The organism is Kitasatospora sp. NPDC091276 (assembly GCF_040684355.1).
Lineage (GTDB): Bacteria > Actinomycetota > Actinomycetes > Streptomycetales > Streptomycetaceae > Kitasatospora.
On the sequence record NZ_JBFBFU010000033.1, the window covers coordinates 42,664 to 58,833 of the forward strand.

Genomic DNA, 16,170 nt, shown 5'->3' on the forward strand with positions numbered 1-16,170 from the left:
CAACTAATGGTGTCAACCCTCGACGGCTGGTTACCAATAGGGAAATCCGCGCAGTTCAGATGGCCCCTCGGGGTTCGCTTTATGTTTCGGAGAGTGACATAAGTCGGAGTATGTTTCGGGAATTGACATACCCGGACGTGAACCGAAACGAGTTCCCCAGCGTTGCGCCCCGTCCTTCGCGCCGTACGTTGGGCCTATGGCACACCGTCCCACCGCCACCCGGCTCACCCCGCCCGGCTGGCTGACCGCGAGCCTGCGCCCCAAGGCCGCGCCGGTCCCCTGGGCCGCCGCCGCCCGGGCCTCGGTGGCGCTGGCCGCGCCGCTCGCGGTCGGCACGGCCACCGACCGGCCCGGGTACGGCGCGCTGGTGTCGATGGGTGCGCTGTCCGGTGTCATCGGGGACACCGCGGACGCGTACCGGATGCGGGTGTTCAACATCGCCGTGCCGCAGCTCTTCGGCGCCCTCGGGATCCTGCTCGGCACCCTGGTGTACGGTGCGGGCTGGACGGCCGTCGCCGTGCTGACCGCCGTCGCCCTGGTCTCCGGCATGATCTCCTCGATCGGCGCGGTCGCCTCGGTGTCCGGACTGCTCCTGCTGCTCAACGCGGTGGTCGGCGCCGGACTGCCGCTGCCCTCCCCCTGGTGGCTGCCGCCCGGACTGCTGCTGCTCGGCGGCCTGTTGGTGCTCGGCCTCACCCTGCTCGCCTGGCCGCTGCGCGGCGGCGCGCCGGAGCGCTTCGCCGTGGCCGGCACCTACCGGTCGGTCGCCGACTTCCTGGAGGCCGCCGGCACTCCCGGAGCCGACGACGCGCGGCAGGCGCTCACCCAGTCGCTGAACCAGTCCTACGATCTGCTGCTCGCCCGGCGGGCCCGCCGGCACGGCCGCTCCCCCACCCTGGTCCGGCTGCTCGCCCAGCTCAACGCTGCCATCCCGGTGGTGGAGGCCGCCTCGGCGGCACAGCTGCGCCCGCGCGAGTACGGTCCGCTGCCGCCCGCCTACCCGGCGGCGGTGCGCGAGCTGGCCGCGGCCGTCGAGCGGGGCCGCGTCGGGTCGACCCCGCCGCCCGGACTGCCCGATCCGGCCGGACCGTCCACCCGCGCCCTGGTCGCCGCGATCGGCCACGCCCGGGCCGTCGCGCACGAGCCCGCACCCGACCCGTACGCCGGCGACGACCCGCTCGGCCGGCCCGCCGCACTGCAGGTCCGCGCCCGCCGGGCCACCCACGCGCTGCTGCTGTCCCGGGCGTCCTGGCGGTACGGGCTGCGGCTGGCGCTGTGCATCGGCCTCGCCCAGATCCTGGTGTCGGTGATCGCGGTGCCCCGCTCGTACTGGGTGTCGCTGACCGTCACCTTCGTGCTGAAGCCCGACTTCGGCTCGGTGTTCTCCCGGGCGGTGCTGCGCGCGCTCGGCACCGCCGCCGGGCTGCTGATCGCCATTCCGGTGCTGGCCGAGGTGCCGCACGGCTGGTGGGACGTGCCGGTGATGGCGGCGCTGGCAACCCTGATCCCGGTGCTGTCGGCGAAGGGGTACGCGTTCCAGACCGCGGCGATCACCCCGGTGATCCTGCTGCTCTCCGACCTGCTCAACCACCGGGGCTTCCACCTGGTGCTGCCCCGGCTGTACGACTCGCTGATCGGCTGCGGCATCGCGCTGCTGACCGGCTACCTGCTGTGGCCGGATTCCTGGCACACCCGGATCGGGGAGCGGCTGGCCGACGCCGTCGCGGACACCGCCGCGTACGTCTCGCTGGCCTTCACCACCGCGCCCGGGGCCGACCAGCCGGCCCGCGCCCGGTACCGGCGGCGGCTCTACCGGGACCTGTCCGCCGTGCGCAGCGAGTTCCAGCGGGCGCTCACCGAACCGCCGCCGGTCGGGGCCCGGGCCGAGGCCTGGTGGCCGCTGGTGATCGCGGTCGAGCGGATCGTGGACACCACGACCGCCACCCGGGTCCGGGTCGAGCACGGCGCTCCGGCGCCGTCCCCGGCCGAGGTCGGCGCCGTCGTCCGGGAGCTGGGCGACCTGGCCGGGGCGCTGCGCGGCGGCGGGCCGCTGCCCGAGGCCGGACCGGACGCCCTCCCGCCCGACTGCGCGCTGGGCCGGCTGCACCGCGAGGTGCAGGCGGCGCGGGCGGTGGTGCCCGCCTGAGCGCCGGGCCGGCCGGGGGCCGGGTCAGTCCTGGAGCGCCCGCCCTGGCGTCCGCCCCGCCGAAGGCCCGGTCAGTCCTGGATCCGCCGCCAGGGCCGGTCCGCCTCCAGTTCGAAGGCCAGCTCCAGCAGCAGCCGCTCCTGCCCGTGCGCGGCCGAGAGGTGCACACCGATCGGCAGGCCGCTCGGCGCGGCGCCGGTGGGCAGGGCGATGCCGGGGCCGCCGGTCACGTTGTTGACCGGGGTGAAGGCCACGTAGCGCCGGAGGCGCTCGATCAGCTCGTCGAAGGCCACGTTCGGGCTGAGGTGACCGATCGGCGGGGCGGCGTGCGCGAGGACCGGCGAGAGGATCACGTCGTGGGTGCGGAAGAGGCCCGCGTACGCGGCTTCGGCGCCGCGCAGTCGGCGCAGCACGGCCGGGGTGTGCAGGAACTCCCGCTGGTAGAGCCGGCGCAGCCCGGTGGTCAGGCCGTCGAGCCGGTTGATCCGGAAGCTGCGGTCCAGCATCAGCCGGCCGCTGACCGCGATGGCGAAGGCGATGTAGCCCCAGTAGAGGACGAAGTCGCGGGAGAACTCCTCGCCGAACGGCAGGGTGGTCTCCTCGACGTGGTGGCCCAGTGCCTCCAGCCGGGCGGCGGTCTGCTCGACGGCGGCGCGGGTGGGTCCGTCGGTGGTGGCGAGCGGCGAGTCCACGACCAGTCCGATCCGCAGCCGGCGCTGCCCCGGGCCTTCGACCAGGCCGAGCGGGGGCAGCGCGGGGTTGCGGTGGTGGCGCTCGGCGGCGGCGTAGAAGGCGGCGGTGTCGCGGACGGAGCGGGTGAGCACGCCGTCGGTGACGAGGTCGATCGGCAGCTTGCCGCCCTGGGCGTTGGTGACCAGGCGGCCCCGGGTGGGCTTGAGTCCGACCAGTCCGCAGCAGGCGGCCGGGATCCGGATCGATCCGCCGCCGTCGTTGGCGTGCGCGATCGGCACCACTCCGGCGGCGACCAGCGCGGCCGAGCCGCCGGAGGAGGCGCCGGCCGAGTGCGAGGGCTTCCACGGGTTGCGCACCGGCTGGGCGGTGGCGAACTCGGTGGAGGCGTTGAGGCCGAACTCGGGCAGCCGGGTCTTGCCGAGGACGGCCAGGCCGGTGGCGAGGAACTGGTCGGTGAACCGGGAGTTGCGCCGGGCCGGGCGGGCCTGGAAGGCCTCGCTGCCCATGCCGGTCGGCAGGCCGCGCAGGTCGACGTTGTCCTTGAGGAAGGTGGGGACGCCGTACAGCGGGCCGTCGGTGCCGTCCGGGCCGAGCCGGGGCCGGTCGTAGGACGGGTGGGCGACGGGGGTGAGCATCCGGTCGACCCGGGCGGCGCGGGCGGCGGCGGCCGCGGCCAGTTCGGCGGGGGCCACCTCGCCGGCGCGGACGAGGGCGGCCAGGGCCACGGCGTCGTGCGCGCCGAGGGCGTCGTCGGTGAACCCGTGGGCCCGCTCGTCGGTCATCCGAACTCCCCAATCCCTACTGACCGGTAGTCGCGCAAGAGTTCGCAGTGTAGGCGCGGGGCCGCGCCGAGGGATACCCCACCCCCGGCACCCGCCGCCGAACCCCGACGGCGCACGGGCGTTCGGCATGCGCCCCCGTGTTCACCCCACCCGCCGGTCGGAGATCGTTTCGCCGACGGCCCCGGGGAAAGGCCGGATCACGAACCGATCCGGTCCACCCCCCACCCCAAGGTGACGCCCGTGCCCACCCAGTACACCTCGGCCACCGCCCCCGGCGCCCTCCCCCTGCTCGGCCACGCCCCCGCCTTCGTCCGCCGGCCGCTGGAGTTCGTCGCCGGCCTGCCCGCCCACGGCGACCTCGTCCGGCTGCGGCTCGGCCCGCTGGACGCGTACGTCGCCTGCCACCCCGAGCTGGTCCGCCAACTGCTCACCGAGGACCGCACCTACGACAAGGGCGGGCTCGTCCTCGACAAGGCCCGCGAGGTCTTCGGCGACGGCCTGGCCACCTGCCCGGCCGCCGCGCACCGGCGCCAACGCCGCATGCTGCAACCCGCGTTCCACCGCGACCGGCTGCCCGGCTACGCCGCGATGATGGCCGAGGAGATCGCCGGCACCACCGCCTCCTGGAGCGACGGCGACGTGGTCGACGTCCCCGCCGCGATGTACCGCCTCACCACCGCGGTGACCGCCCGCTGCCTGTTCGCCGCCCACGAGCGGGCCGGCGCGCTGCCCGTCCACGACAGCATGGACGTCATCACCCGCGGCGTCGGCCGGCGCGTCATGATGCCGCTGCCCGGCGCCGACCGCATCCCCACCCCGGGCAACCGCCGCTTCCGCCGCGCCCGGCAGGACCTGAAGGAGGTCACCCGGCGGCTGATCGCCGACTACCGCGCCGCCGGCACCGACCACAACGACCTGCTGTCCATGCTGCTCAGCGCCCGCGACGAGGACGGGCGGGGGCTCACCGACGCCGAGATCCACGACCAGGTGGTCACCTTCCTGCTCGCCGGCATGGAGACCACCGCCGCCACCCTCTCCTGGGCCTGGACCCTGCTCGCCGCCCACCCGGCCATCCGCGACCGCCTGCACGCCGAGCTGGACACCGTGCTCGACGGCCGCCCCGCCCGCCACGAGGACCTGCCCGCCCTGCCGCTCACCGCCCGGGTGGTCACCGAGACGCTGCGGCTCTACCCGCCGGTGTGGATCCTCAGCCGCGTCGTCGCCGCCGACGCCGAACTCGGCGGCCACCGCGTCCCGGCCGGCGCGACCATCCTGTTCAGCCCGTACCTGCTGCACCGCCGCGCCGACGTCTTCGCCTGCCCCGCCCGCTTCGACCCCGACCGCTGGCTCACCAACACCCGCCCCTCCCCCGGCACCTACGCCCCCTTCGGCCTCGGCCCCCGCCGCTGCATCGGCGACGTGTTCGGCACCACCGAGGCCGCCCTCGCCATCGCCACCATCGCGGCCCGCTGGACCGTCACCCCCACCCCCGGCCGCCCGGTCCGCCCGACCCGCAGCTCCTCGCTGTCCCCCCGCCCCTTCACGGCCACCCTCGCCCGCCGGCCGTGGTGACCGGGGCTCCCGCCCCGCGCGGGCGGCGGACGGGAGCCTTGCCCGACGATGCGTCACATGGTGCGCGGCGGGCGGGGGACGCCCTGCCAGCGGTAGAGCATGGAGTCCCACGTGTAGGTGTAGGCGAAGGTGACGTCGAAGCTGGTGGTCCGCTCCAGGTGCGGCTGGCCGGGGGTCTCCGGGTCGAGCCAGGTGGTCGCGCCGTAGACGGACGCCCGCGGGTACACGCAGATCGTCCAGCGGAACCAGCCCGAGGAGAGCTGGACGTCCTGGGACGGCACGTTGCCGCCCGGCGTGCCGAAGCTCCAGGCGTACGTGCCGGCGTCCAGGAACAGCCGCCGCTCGACGCATTGCTGCGCCGGCGTCACCGGGGCCGGCAGCGGCACCAACTGCCCGTAGCCCTGGAGGAATTCACGTTCGGTCGCGGCGGATGCCGTACCGGCCGTCGGCCCGGCCACCAGGGCGAGCAGGACGGCCGTCAGGGCCGGGATCCAGGAGAGTCTGCGCAGCATGCGTTCCTCCGGCCGGACGGCGGTCCGGCGAGTGTGGACGGAAGTGGTCTACGCCGATCCTGCCGGGCCGGGTGCGGCCGTTCCCATCCCAGACCTCTGGGGTGGCCGCCGGGTCAGTCCTCGCTGCGCCGGTCGGCCGCCAGGGTGGTGAGCAGCCGCTCGATGGCCTCCAGCCGTCGGTGCAGGTCCTCGACGTCGCCGCGGGTGGCGCTCTGCTCGGCGGGCTTGAGGCTGATCACCAGCTGGCCGTCGGGCTCCAGCCGCCCGACCGCGACGTCGCGGATGGTGTCGCCGTTCTGGACGCGGACGGCGTGCTCGATCTCGGACGCGCGCAGCGCCAGCCCGCGCAGTGCGCCCGGGACGAGCTTGCCGTCGCGCACCACGGTGGTCGGGGTGCCCTCCAACAGCCGGGCGGCACGAGGGTCGTGGGCCAGCCAGCGGGTGACGGCGGCGTTCACCGCGATCAGGGTGACCGCGCCGATGGCGCCGCCGAGCAGGCTGTTGTCATTGCCGATGATCGCGTTCTGCACCACGTTGGACAGCAGGAAGACGACCACCATGTCGAAGGTGTTCAGGCCCGCCAGCCCGCGCTTCCCCGCGATCCGGAACAGGATCAGGATCAGGGCGTAGACCGCGATCGTGCGGAGGATCTTCTCCACGATCGGAATCTGGACGATCACCAGGTCGTGCCACATGGCCCCGCTCCTTCAACCCCTCGGCCGGACGGGGCGGCAGCGCCCGGGCCCGACGGTACGCGCCCCGCCGGGCCCCGGCCAGCACCCGGACGAACCCGGGCTTCCGACTAGGAGCGGCGCTTCGGTTTGCCGCGCTTGGCGGCGGCCGCACCCCGGCCGCCCGCCGCGGGCTTCGGCCGGCCCTTCTGCTGGCCGCCCTTGTGCTGACCCGCCTTCTGCTGGCCGGACTTCTGCTGGCCGCCCTTCTGCGGCTGGGACTTGCGCGGCGCCGCGGCCTTCTGGGGCTCGGCCGCCGGCTGGGCGCCGCGCCCGCGCGAGCTGTTGACCGTGCGGCCCCGGACGATGCCGATGAACTCCTCGACCAGGTCCGTCGTGCGCTCCTCCAGCCAGGCGAGCGCCACCTGGGACTGCGGCGCCTCGGCGACCGGCCGGAAGGTGAGGTCCTTGCGGTGGTGCAGCCGGGCCAGCGACTGCGGCACCAGCAGCACGCCGACGTTGGCCGCGACCAGCTCGACGGCGTCGGCGGTGCTCGCCGGGCGCTCGATCGCCGGGCGGCCGGGCAGCCCGCCCGGCCAGCCGAGGGTGTCGTCGAGCGGGTGGAACACCACCTCCTCCGCGAGGTCGCCGAGCGCGACCTCCTCGGCGGCCGCGAGCCAGTGGTCCTTGGGGAAGACCACGACGGTGGTCTCGGCGTAGAGCGGGATCGCGCTGAGCACGTCCCGGTCGACGGGCAGCCGGACGAGCCCGGCGTCCGCGGTGCCCTCGCGCAGGGTCGCCTCGCCGTCCCCGGCCGGGACGGCGAGGAGGTCGAGCGGCACGTCCGGGAGCCGCTCGGACCACACCCGGACCCATTTGCCGGGGGTCACGCCCGGGACGTACGCGAGCCGGAAGGACGGGTTCACCTGCATGTCTGTCACAGGGCAAGGCTACCGACCGTGACCGGGAGCGCCCGCGCACTCCCTTACCCTTGTCACCATGACATCGCTCAAGCAGAAGACCAGCCAGACCATGAAGCCGGCCACCGCCGCCAAGAAGCTGGGGATCTACCTCGACGCGGCGCCGACCGGCTTCCAGGAGGGTGTGGTCTCCCGCGAGGAGCTCAACGCGCTTCAGGCCGACCCGCCGCAGTGGCTCCAGGAGCTGCGCCAGAACGGCCCGCACCCTCGCCCGGTGGTCGCCGCCAAGCTCGGCGTCTCCATCGCCGGCCTGGCCCGCGGCGGCGTGACCGAGGCGCTCACCACCGAGCAGATCGAGGCCGTCAAGGCCGAGAACCCGCTCTGGCTGCAGCACGAGCGCGCCAACCAGGTGGACGTCCGCAAGGAGGCCGCCCGGATCAAGGAGAAGCAGGAGAAGGACGCCGCGGCGCTTGCCGCCAAGGCTGCCAAGGCCGCCAAGGCCGGCTGACCCGCGCGCTCCGGCCGCCGGCCGGGCCCGATTGTCAGACCCCTGCGCAAGGCTGGTGCCGACGTCCGTTCCACGGGCGTCGGCACAGTCGTCGGCGGACATGCGGACAGGGAGCTTGCGGATGGCACAGACAGCAGGGGCAACAGGGGCGGCGGGAGTGCTGGACGGTCGGATCGCCCTGGTCGCGGGGGCGACCCGGGGGGCCGGGCGGGGCATCGCGGTGGAGCTGGGCGCCGCCGGGGCGACGGTGTACGTGACCGGGCGCAGCACCCGCGAGAAGCGCTCGGAGTACGACCGGCCGGAGACCATCGAGGACACCGCGGACCTGGTCACCGCGGCCGGCGGCCGGGGCATCGCGGTGCCGACCGACCACCTGGTCCCGTCCCAGGTGGCCGCCCTGGTGCAGCGGATCGACGCCGAGCAGGGCCGGCTGGACGTCCTGGTGAACGACATCTGGGGCGGCGAGAACCTGTTCGGCTGGAACGTCCCGGTCTGGGAGCACGACCTGGACGACGGCCTGCGGCTGCTCCGCCTCGCGGTGGAGACGCACGCCGTCACCAGCCACCACGCCCTCCCGCTGCTGCTGCGCCGCCCGGGCGGCCTGGTCGTCGAGATGACCGACGGCACCGCCGAGTACAACCGCGACACCTACCGCAACTCGTTCTTCTACGACCTCGCCAAGGCCTCCGTGCTGCGGATGGCCTTCGCTCTCGGCCACGAGCTGGGCCCGCGCGGCGCCACCGCCCTGGCGCTCACGCCCGGCTGGATGCGCTCGGAGATCATGCTGGGCCACTTCGGGGTCACCGAGGAGAACTGGCGCGACGCCGTGGCCCGGGAGCCGCACTTCGGCATCTCCGAGAGCCCGTACTTCGTCGGCCGGGCGGTCGCCGCCCTCGCCGCCGACCCCGAGGTCTCCCGCTGGAACGGCGGGTCGGTGTCCAGCGGGCAGCTGGCCCTGGAGTACGGCTTCACCGACCGCGACGGCAGCCGGCCGGACTGCTGGCGCTACCTGGTCGAGGTGCAGGACGCGGGCAAGCCGGCCGCGCCGGAGGGCTACCGCTGACGGGGCGTCGGCGGCGGCGCACCGGGCGCCGGGGAGAACCGCTTTCCCCGCGCCGCGTATTGACCGCGCCGCCGCAGACTCCGAATAATCGGCGCCACCGGGGCGCCCAGGCAACCCCCGTCACTCTGACCACACCGGACCGGGGAGCGCGCATGACCGACCAACCGCACCACGACGGACCCGCCGCGCTCACCGCCCCCACCGCACTCGCCGCCCTGGCCGAGGAGTACTTCGCCGCCGAGAACGCCCACGCCCCGTTCGACGCGACGCTGAGCGGGGTCGAGGGCTACGCCCACGAGGTGCCCGACCCGTCCCGCGCGGCCGCGCTGCGCCACCGGGACGCGCTGGCGGGCTTCGGGACGCGACTGGCCGCGATCCCGGTGGACGCGCTGGCCGGCGAGGACCTGGTCACCCACCGCGTGCTCGGGCGGCTGATCGACAACGGCACCGGCCGGATCACCCACGGGCTGGGCGACTTCAGCATCTCGGCGACCATCACCGCGCCGCAGAACGAGGCCTTCACCTCGCTCGCCATGACCTCCGTCGACCAGGAGGGCGCCGACGCGTACCTGGAGCGGCTGGCCGGCCTGCCGGGCTACTTCGACGCCGCCCTGCAGCTCCACCTGGACGCCGCGGCCGAGGGCCGCACGCCACTGCGCAGCGGCGTCGACGCCGCCCTCGACCAGCTCGACGCGTACCTGGTCACCGGCCCGGACGACGACCAGCTGCTGCGCGCACTGCACGGCCGCCCGGAGTTCGACCGGGGCCAGGTGATCGTCCGCGACGGCGTGCGCCCGGCCGTGGCCCGCTACCGGGCCGGCCTGGCCCAGCGGCTGGCCGCGGACGCCCGGCCGGACGACCGGGCCGGGGTCTGCCACGTGCCCGGCGGCACCGAGGGCTACGCCGACGCCGTCACGCGCTACACCCGGCCCGGGCTCACCCCGGAGGAGGTCCACCGGATCGGCCTGGACACCCTGGCGCAGCTGCGCGCGGAGTTCGCCGAGCTGGGCGGCAAGGTGCTCGGCATCACCGCCCCCGACGCCGTGCTGGCCGCGCTGCGGGAGGACCGCGCGCTGCGCTTCGACAGCGCCGAGGAGATCATCACCCTGGTCGACGAGGCGCTGGAGCGCGCCCGCCGCGCCTCGGCCGACTACTTCCGGGCCTACCCGATCGCCGACTGCGTGACCCGGGAGATCGACCCGATCGAGGCGGAGACCGGGCCACTGGCCTACTACCAGCCGCCGGGCCCGGGCGGCCTGCCCGGCACCCACTGGATCAACACGCTGCGCCCGCAGACCAGGTTCAGGTACGAGTACGAGGCGATCGCCTTCCACGAGAGCGTGCCCGGGCACCACCTGCAGATCGCCGTCGCCCAGACGCTGCACCACCTGCCGGAGTTCCGGCGCCGGCCGAGCGGCCAGCTGACCGCCCACGTCGAGGGCTGGGGCCTGTACACCGAGCGGCTCGCGGACGAGATGGGGCTGTACAGCTCGGACCTCTCCCGCTTCGGCATGCTGTCGCTCGACGCGCTGCGGGCCGTGCGCCTGGTCGTGGACACCGGGCTGCACCACTACGGCTGGTCCCGGGAGCGGGCGATCGCCTTCATGCGGGACAACACGGCCACCACCGAGGCCAACGTCCGCAACGAGATCGACCGCTACCTCGCCTGGCCGGGCCAGGCGACCGCGTACCTGATCGGCCGCCGGGAGATCGTCCGGCACCGCGAGCGCGCGCAGGCGTCGCTGGGCGCCCGGTTCGACATCCGGGAGTTCCACCACCAGCTGATCGGGCACGGCAGCCTGCCGCTGGGAGTGCTGGACACGCTGGTCACGGACTGGATCGCGACGCGGTAGGGCCCGTCGACGCAGTGGGGCCCACCGCTGCGGGGCCGGGTTCAGCCCCGCAGCGGCACCGCGGTCAGAAGCCGACCACCCGGAGGGACGAGCCGTCGCCCTTGGGCCCGACCAGGTACACCTCGGCCACCTCGTAGCCGGTCAGGGTCACCGCACCGGCGAACTTCCGCTGGACGGCGTCGTAGCCGGGAACCCGGCCGCCTCGGCTGCCCAGGCGCACGGCCCAGGGACCGTACCGGTCGACGATTCCGCACGCCCTGAGCGGTCCTCCCGCGCCCGGACGTGCCGTCACCCCTTCGGCCCCTCCAGGCGGTAGTGTCCGCTGGCGCGGCAACCGGCAGGTCCGTCGGCCCGCCCCGCGCCCCACCGCCCCGATCTGGAGGAACCCGTGCCGGCTCCCGCCCGCGCCGCCCTGGCCATAGCCGTGGCCGCCCTGCTCGCCGCAGCCTCAGGCTGCTCGTCCGGCGGCGGCCACACTGCCCGGCCGGCCGGACACGGCCCGGCCTCTTCCGCAGCCGGCGCCCCGCCCGCAGCCGACGCCGCAGCCGCCGGAGCGCCGCCCGCCCCGGCGGCGATCGTCACCGGCGCCGGCCCGAAGAGCTCCTACGACGTCCAGCCGCAGCCCGCGCCGGGCAGCTGCACGTACCGCTACACCGCGGACAAGCAGCCGCTGCCCGACCCGAAGTGCACCCCGGGCGCGATCAGCCCGGCGGTCAACCAGGGCAACATCAACGACACCATCTGCAAACCGGGCGGCTACACCTCGACGATCCGCCCGCCGGCAAACATCACCGGCAAGGAGAAGGCCGAGAACGCCAAGTCCTACGGCTACACCGGCCCGATGGGCGACGCCGAGTACGACCACCTGATCAGCCTGCAACTCGGCGGCGACCCCAACGACCCGCGCAACCTGTGGGTGCAGCCGCCCTCCCCCGGCCATGTCCCGGGCAAGGGCCCCAACAACCCCAAGGACTCGGTGGAGACGCACCTGCACACCGCGATCTGCAAGGGCCAGGCCACCCTCGCCGCCGCCCAGCAGGCCATCGCCACCGACTGGACCACAGCCGAGGCCAAACTCGGCATCAAGTCCGGCGGCTCCCCCACCCCGGCCGCCGACACCGACGGGGACTGACCGCCCCTGGGGCCCGTCTCGGCGACGTCGGCGGGGGTGCCGGCGCGGCCCACCAGGGCGTCCGCGACCTCCCCGGCGTGAACTCCTCACCCCAACCGGCGCCGACCCGTCCGTGCGTCAGTCCGTCTCGGCGACGTAGTAGGCGCGCATCAGCTCGGCCGACCAGACGGGCTGACGGACCTCTCCGCGCGGGCCGAACTCGGCCAGGTAGGGCTTGATGTCGAGCACCGGCGTGCCGGCCACCGCGTCCAGCCCGGTCACGTACAGGTCCAGGCCCTCCACCCGGACCAGTCGGCAGCGCGAGACGCCGAGCCGGTTGGGGCGGTTCTTGCCGCGCTGGGCGAAGATGCCGACCAGCGGCCAGTCCGGGTTGCCGCGCGGGCGCCGGGCACCGGTCTCCACCCTGTCGGCCGGCACCCGGTCGAAGTGGTACACGATCTCCAGGTGCGAGAAGTCCGCCAGCCCGTACAGCGCCTCCTCACCGAACTGCGCGCCGTCCACCCGGATCACCGCCCCGACGCTCCCCCAGCCGTCGTCCCGGACGTCCTCCCGACCGCCGACCACCCATGCCACCGGACGCGATGTCACCTCGTCCACGCCGTCCCCCTTCGATGTCGAAGCCTGTTCCCCGTACGTAACCACGCCCCCGCCCGGGTCGTCACCGGGGGCTGCCGACGGTGGTGTCCCCACCCGGCCTGAAGGCACGCCCTACGCCGGGGTGGCGGGCGGGCGGCGCTTGTGCTCGGTGCGGCGGTAGTGGCCGAGGACGGTGCGGAAGACCTCCTCGCTCACCGGCCGCTCCTCCAGGAAGTCGTCCAGGGCCTCGTAGGGGACGCCGAGGGCGTCCTCGTCGGGGCGGCCGGGGGCGAGGTTCTCCAGGTCGGCGGTGGGGGTCTTGTGGACGAGGTCCGCTGGAGCCCCCAAGGCTTCGGCCAGGGAGCGGACCTGACGCTTCGTCAGTCCGTCCAGGGGCATCACGTCGGCGGCGCCGTCACCGTACTTGGTGAAGAAGCCGACGGCCGCCTCGGCGGCGTGGTCGGTGCCGACGACCAGGCCGCCGGTGGCGCCCGCGACCGCGTACTGGGCCACCATCCGCTGGCGGGCCTTGACGTTGCCGCGGACGAAGTCCTCGTGGGAGCGGTCGGCGAAGGTGAGGCCGGCGGACGCCAGCGCGTCGAGGGCGGCGTCGGTCGCGGGCCTGATGTCGACGGTCAGGGTCCGGTCCGGCTGGATGAAGTCGAGTGCGCGGCGGGCGTCCGCCTCGTCCGCCTGGGTGCCGTAGGGCAGCCGCATGGCGCAGAACTCGGCCTGGTGTCCGGCGGCGCGCAACCGGTCGACGGCGAGCTGGCAGAGCCGCCCGGCGGTGGTGGAGTCGACGCCGCCGCTGATGCCGAGCACCAGTGTGCGGGCGCCGGCCGCCCGGAGCTGGTCGGCCAGGAAGTCGGCCCGGCGCTCGGCCTCCTGCTCGGGGCTGGGGACGGGGGCCACCCGTAGGGTGCGGGCGATCTCCCGCTGGAGGTCGGCGGACAGGGTTTCGGTCATATCGACTCCCGGGTGAAGGTGACACGGTGGGTGCCCGCCCTGGACGCTACCAGCGGGTTCGACGCGTTCGACGAGGTGGTGTCGGTGCCGCGGCTGGCCGGGGCGAGCGCCTACGCGGGGTGCCGCAGGATGTCGAGGACGACGGCGCCGTCGACGGTCTCCTGGGCGACCAGCAGGGCGGCCAGTTCGTCGAGGTGGTGGCGGTGTTCGCGGAGCAGGTCGACGGCGCGGCGTTCGGCGCGGCGCAGCAGGCGGGCCACCGCCTCGTCGACGGCGCGCTGGGTCTGCTCGGAGTACGGGCGGCGGAACAGGTCCTCGGGGCCGTCGCCAAGGTAGTTCGGGGAGCCGCTGGAGTAGCCGACCGGGCCGAGTTCCGGGGAGAGGCCGAATTCGCGGACCATCCGGGTGGCGACGCCGGTGGCGTGGGCGAGGTCGTTGGCGGCGCCGGTGGAACCCTCGCCGAAGACCACCAGCTCGGCTGCCCGCCCGCCGAGCTGGACGGTGATCAGGTCGATCAGGTAGCCCTCGGTGTACAGGTGGCGTTCCGCTTCGGGGAGTTGTTCGGTCGCGCCGAGGGAGACGCCGGCCGGGAGGATGGTCACCTTGGCGACGGGGTCGGCGTGTTCGCACAGCGCGGCGGTCAGGGCGTGCCCGGACTCGTGGACGGCGACGGCGTGGCGCTCCTCGGGCAGCAGCGCGTTGGAGGAGTCCCGGCGGCCGAGCAGGACGCGGTCGCGGGCGGTGTCGAGGTCGTCGGCGGTGAGGGTGGCGCGGTCGGCGCGGACGGCGTTGATGGCGGCCTCGTTGACCAGGTTGGCGAGGTCGGCGCCGGAGAAGCCGGGTGTGCCGCGGGCGATGCGGTTCAGGTCGGCATCGGGGGCTAGGGTCTTGCCGCGGACGTGGACGGCGAGGATCGCGGCCCGTTCCGCCTGGTTGGGCAGCGGGACGGTGACCTGGCGGTCGAACCGGCCGGGGCGCAGCAGGGCCGGGTCGAGGGCGTCCGGGCGGTTGGTGGCGGCGATGACGACGATGCCGGTGGTCGGGTCGAAGCCGTCCATCTCGGAGAGCAGCTGGTTGAGGGTCTGTTCGCGCTCGTCGTTGCCGCCGAGCCGGGTGCCTCCCGCGCGGCGCCCGCCGACGGCGTCGATCTCGTCGATGAAGATGATGGACGGCGCGCGTTTGCGGGCCTCGTCGAAGAGGTCGCGGACGCGGGAGGCGCCGACGCCGACGAACATCTCGACGAAGCCGGAGCCGGTCACGGAGAGGAAGGGCACCTCGGCCTCTCCGGCGACGGCCCTGGCGAGCAGGGTCTTTCCGGTGCCGGGCGGGCCGACCATGATCACCCCGCGCGGGCCCTTGGCGCCGGCGGCGGCGTAGCGTTCGGGGCTGCGCAGGAAGTCGACCACCTCGCTGACCTCCTGCTTGACGCCCTCGTACCCGGCGACGTCGGCGAAGCGGGTGGCGGGCCGCTCGGCCTCGATGATCTTGGCGCGGGAGCGCCCGATGGCACTCAGGCCGCCGCCGAGCGAGCGGGCGGCCATCCGGCCGGACCACAGGAACAGCCCGCCGAAGAGCAGCAGCGGCAGGAACAGCAGCAGCGTGGACCAGATCGAGCTGCCGCCGCTGCGGCTGGCGGTGACGTCGACGTGCTGACCGGCCAGCTCGCCGCTGAGCTGGGAGGTGTCCAGGGCGGTCGGGATCTGGGTGGTGAAGTGCGTGCCGTCCTTGAGGGTGCCGGTGACCCCGCCGGTGTCGGTGATGTCCACGGTCTTCACCTGCCCGGCGCCGACCCGGTTGAGGAAGTCGGTGTAGCCGTAGCTGGCGCCGGTCGAGCCGGAGCGCGAGAACAGGATGAGGAGCAGCAGGGTCACCAGGACGGCGACGGGCAGCAGCCAGCGGCGCATCGCGGGCGCGGGCGGCTTGGGCGGCGGAGGGCCGCCGGGGGTGCGGGGCCGCTCGGGGCCCCTGCCCGGGGGCGGCGGGGTCGCGGGGTGGCGGGCAGCGCGCAGCCGGATTCGGGTGATCATCCACGCCCACCACCTCTCCGCCGCCGGGCCCTCCTCTCCATGGTGGGGGGAGAAGGGCCCGGACGGGAGGTTCAGGACGAACCGGTCGGCCCCGGCGCGGGGGCCGGCGGCGCCGTCAGGAGAAGTCGAGCGAGCCGGTCCGGGTCCGCTTGAGCTCGAAGAAGTTCGGGTAGCCGGCCAGCAGCCGCACCCCTTCGAAGACCCGGACGGCGTCCTCGCCGCGCGGGATGGCGCTCAGCACCGGGCCGAAGAAGGCGACGCCGTCGACGTGGATGGTCGGCGTGCCGACCTCCTCGCCGACCGGGTCCATGCCCTCGTGGTGGCTCTTGCGCAGCGCGACGTCGTACGCCGTGCTGTCGGCCGCGGCGGCGAGTTCCTCCGGCAGTCCGGCCGCGACCAGGGCCTCCCGGATGACGGCGTCGTCGGCGGGCCGGTCCTGGTCGTGCAGGCGGGTGCCGAGTTCGGTGTACAGGTCGCGCAGCACGTGCTCGCCGTGCTGTTCGGCGGCGGCGATGCAGACCCGGACGGGGCCCCAGCCGGTGGTCATCAGGCGCTGGTAGCGCTCGGGCAGGTCGGTGCGGCCCTCGTTGAGGACGGACAGGCTCATCACCCGGAACGTGAGGTCGAGCTCGCGGTGGCGCTCGACCTCCAGGATCCACCGGGAGGTGATCCAAGCGAACGGGCAGATCGGATCGAAGTAGAAATCGACTTTGGTGGTCACGGTGAAGAGCCTAGGCGCCGTGTGGACC

15 protein-coding genes are annotated in these 16,170 nt (G+C 74.5%); 6 read left to right on the forward strand and 9 right to left on the reverse strand.

Translation table 11 applies throughout. The features are described 5' to 3' along the window. Positions 1-196 precede the first annotated feature (196 nt). Positions 197-2,146 carry an FUSC family protein gene (locus AB0O19_RS31615; protein ID WP_363624510.1) on the forward strand — a complete coding sequence of 650 codons (1,950 nt, stop codon included), beginning with the start codon at positions 197-199 and terminating at the stop codon, positions 2,144-2,146. A gap of 71 nt (positions 2,147-2,217) precedes the next feature. Here AB0O19_RS31615 and AB0O19_RS31620 read toward each other — a convergent pair whose 3' ends face one another. Continuing rightward, positions 2,218-3,621 carry an amidase gene (locus AB0O19_RS31620; RefSeq protein WP_363624512.1) on the reverse strand — a complete coding sequence of 468 codons (1,404 nt, stop codon included), beginning with the start codon at positions 3,619-3,621 and terminating at the stop codon, positions 2,218-2,220. A gap of 240 nt (positions 3,622-3,861) precedes the next feature. Between AB0O19_RS31620 and AB0O19_RS31625 the strand changes: the two genes are divergently transcribed. Beyond that, a complete protein-coding gene (locus AB0O19_RS31625; protein ID WP_363624514.1) occupies positions 3,862-5,193 on the forward strand; it encodes a cytochrome P450 in 1,332 nt (443 codons plus the stop codon). Positions 5,194-5,246: 53 nt separating this feature from the next. On the opposite strand, the gene AB0O19_RS31630 is transcribed toward AB0O19_RS31625, so the two are convergent. The 3 genes from AB0O19_RS31630 to AB0O19_RS31640 all read right to left on the reverse strand — a co-directional run bounded on the left by AB0O19_RS31630 (position 5,247) and on the right by AB0O19_RS31640 (position 7,317). Continuing rightward, positions 5,247-5,705 (reverse strand): hypothetical protein, encoded by a 459-nt coding sequence (locus tag AB0O19_RS31630; protein WP_363585791.1) that lies wholly within the window; start codon positions 5,703-5,705, stop codon positions 5,247-5,249. A 113-nt stretch (positions 5,706-5,818) separates the two neighbouring features. Continuing rightward, complete coding sequence (locus AB0O19_RS31635) at positions 5,819-6,400, reverse strand: YetF domain-containing protein (protein WP_363624516.1); 582 nt, start codon at positions 6,398-6,400, stop codon at positions 5,819-5,821. A 107-nt stretch (positions 6,401-6,507) separates the two neighbouring features. Beyond that, positions 6,508-7,317, reverse strand: a complete 810-nt coding sequence (locus AB0O19_RS31640) for a LysR family substrate-binding domain-containing protein (protein WP_363624518.1) — start codon at positions 7,315-7,317, stop codon at positions 6,508-6,510. A 58-nt stretch (positions 7,318-7,375) separates the two neighbouring features. On the opposite strand from AB0O19_RS31640, the gene AB0O19_RS31645 reads away from it, so the two are divergent. The 3 genes from AB0O19_RS31645 to AB0O19_RS31655 all read left to right on the forward strand — a co-directional run bounded on the left by AB0O19_RS31645 (position 7,376) and on the right by AB0O19_RS31655 (position 10,720). Further along, positions 7,376-7,804: a DUF5997 family protein gene (locus tag AB0O19_RS31645; protein ID WP_363624519.1), complete on the forward strand. Its 429-nt coding sequence runs from the start codon at positions 7,376-7,378 to the stop codon at positions 7,802-7,804. A gap of 121 nt (positions 7,805-7,925) precedes the next feature. Then, positions 7,926-8,867, forward strand: coding sequence for an SDR family oxidoreductase (locus AB0O19_RS31650; RefSeq protein WP_363585795.1), 942 nt, complete (start codon positions 7,926-7,928; stop codon positions 8,865-8,867). Between the two features lie 152 nt (positions 8,868-9,019). After that, positions 9,020-10,720 carry a DUF885 domain-containing protein gene (locus AB0O19_RS31655; protein ID WP_363624521.1) on the forward strand — a complete coding sequence of 567 codons (1,701 nt, stop codon included), beginning with the start codon at positions 9,020-9,022 and terminating at the stop codon, positions 10,718-10,720. Between the two features lie 64 nt (positions 10,721-10,784). Here the strand turns inward: AB0O19_RS31655 and AB0O19_RS31660 are convergent, their stop codons facing one another. Continuing rightward, positions 10,785-10,940: a hypothetical protein gene (locus AB0O19_RS31660; protein ID WP_363624523.1), complete on the reverse strand. Its 156-nt coding sequence runs from the start codon at positions 10,938-10,940 to the stop codon at positions 10,785-10,787. 168 nt (positions 10,941-11,108) lie between these two features. Here AB0O19_RS31660 and AB0O19_RS31665 point away from each other — a divergent pair, with 168 nt between their 5' ends. Next, complete coding sequence (locus AB0O19_RS31665) at positions 11,109-11,852, forward strand: hypothetical protein (protein WP_363624525.1); 744 nt, start codon at positions 11,109-11,111, stop codon at positions 11,850-11,852. A 117-nt stretch (positions 11,853-11,969) separates the two neighbouring features. Here the strand turns inward: AB0O19_RS31665 and AB0O19_RS31670 are convergent, their stop codons facing one another. The 4 genes from AB0O19_RS31670 to AB0O19_RS31685 all read right to left on the reverse strand — a co-directional run bounded on the left by AB0O19_RS31670 (position 11,970) and on the right by AB0O19_RS31685 (position 16,142). Beyond that, a complete protein-coding gene (locus tag AB0O19_RS31670) occupies positions 11,970-12,440 on the reverse strand; it encodes an SAM-dependent methyltransferase (RefSeq protein WP_363624579.1) in 471 nt (156 codons plus the stop codon). A 120-nt stretch (positions 12,441-12,560) separates the two neighbouring features. Beyond that, the gene (gene nadE, locus AB0O19_RS31675) at positions 12,561-13,394 is read right to left on the reverse strand and encodes an ammonia-dependent NAD(+) synthetase (RefSeq protein WP_363624527.1); all 834 of its coding nucleotides are present in this window, start codon (positions 13,392-13,394) and stop codon (positions 12,561-12,563) included. A 110-nt stretch (positions 13,395-13,504) separates the two neighbouring features. After that, positions 13,505-15,421 (reverse strand): ATP-dependent zinc metalloprotease FtsH, encoded by a 1,917-nt coding sequence (ftsH, locus tag AB0O19_RS31680; protein ID WP_363624529.1) that lies wholly within the window; start codon positions 15,419-15,421, stop codon positions 13,505-13,507. Positions 15,422-15,536: 115 nt separating this feature from the next. Next, on the reverse strand, positions 15,537-16,142 hold the full coding sequence (locus AB0O19_RS31685; RefSeq protein WP_363624531.1) for a DsbA family protein: 606 nt from the start codon (positions 16,140-16,142) through the stop codon (positions 15,537-15,539). Positions 16,143-16,170 lie beyond the last annotated feature (28 nt).

Bases quoted from the DNA above. Each gene is read 5' to 3' on its own strand.
- AB0O19_RS31630 (WP_363585791.1), bottom strand. From the start codon at position 5,705: ATGCTGCGCAGACTCTCCTGGATCCCGGCCCTGACGGCCGTCCTGCTC.
- AB0O19_RS31620 (WP_363624512.1), bottom strand. From the start codon at position 3,621: ATGACCGACGAGCGGGCCCACGGGTTCACCGACGACGCCCTCGGCGCG.
- AB0O19_RS31635 (WP_363624516.1), bottom strand. From the start codon at position 6,400: ATGTGGCACGACCTGGTGATCGTCCAGATTCCGATCGTGGAGAAGATC.
- AB0O19_RS31615 (WP_363624510.1), top strand. From the start codon at position 197: ATGGCACACCGTCCCACCGCCACCCGGCTCACCCCGCCCGGCTGGCTG.
- ftsH (WP_363624529.1), bottom strand. From the start codon at position 15,421: ATGATCACCCGAATCCGGCTGCGCGCTGCCCGCCACCCCGCGACCCCG.
- AB0O19_RS31645 (WP_363624519.1), top strand. From the start codon at position 7,376: ATGACATCGCTCAAGCAGAAGACCAGCCAGACCATGAAGCCGGCCACC.
- nadE (WP_363624527.1), bottom strand. From the start codon at position 13,394: ATGACCGAAACCCTGTCCGCCGACCTCCAGCGGGAGATCGCCCGCACC.
- AB0O19_RS31655 (WP_363624521.1), top strand. From the start codon at position 9,020: ATGACCGACCAACCGCACCACGACGGACCCGCCGCGCTCACCGCCCCC.
- AB0O19_RS31650 (WP_363585795.1), top strand. From the start codon at position 7,926: ATGGCACAGACAGCAGGGGCAACAGGGGCGGCGGGAGTGCTGGACGGT.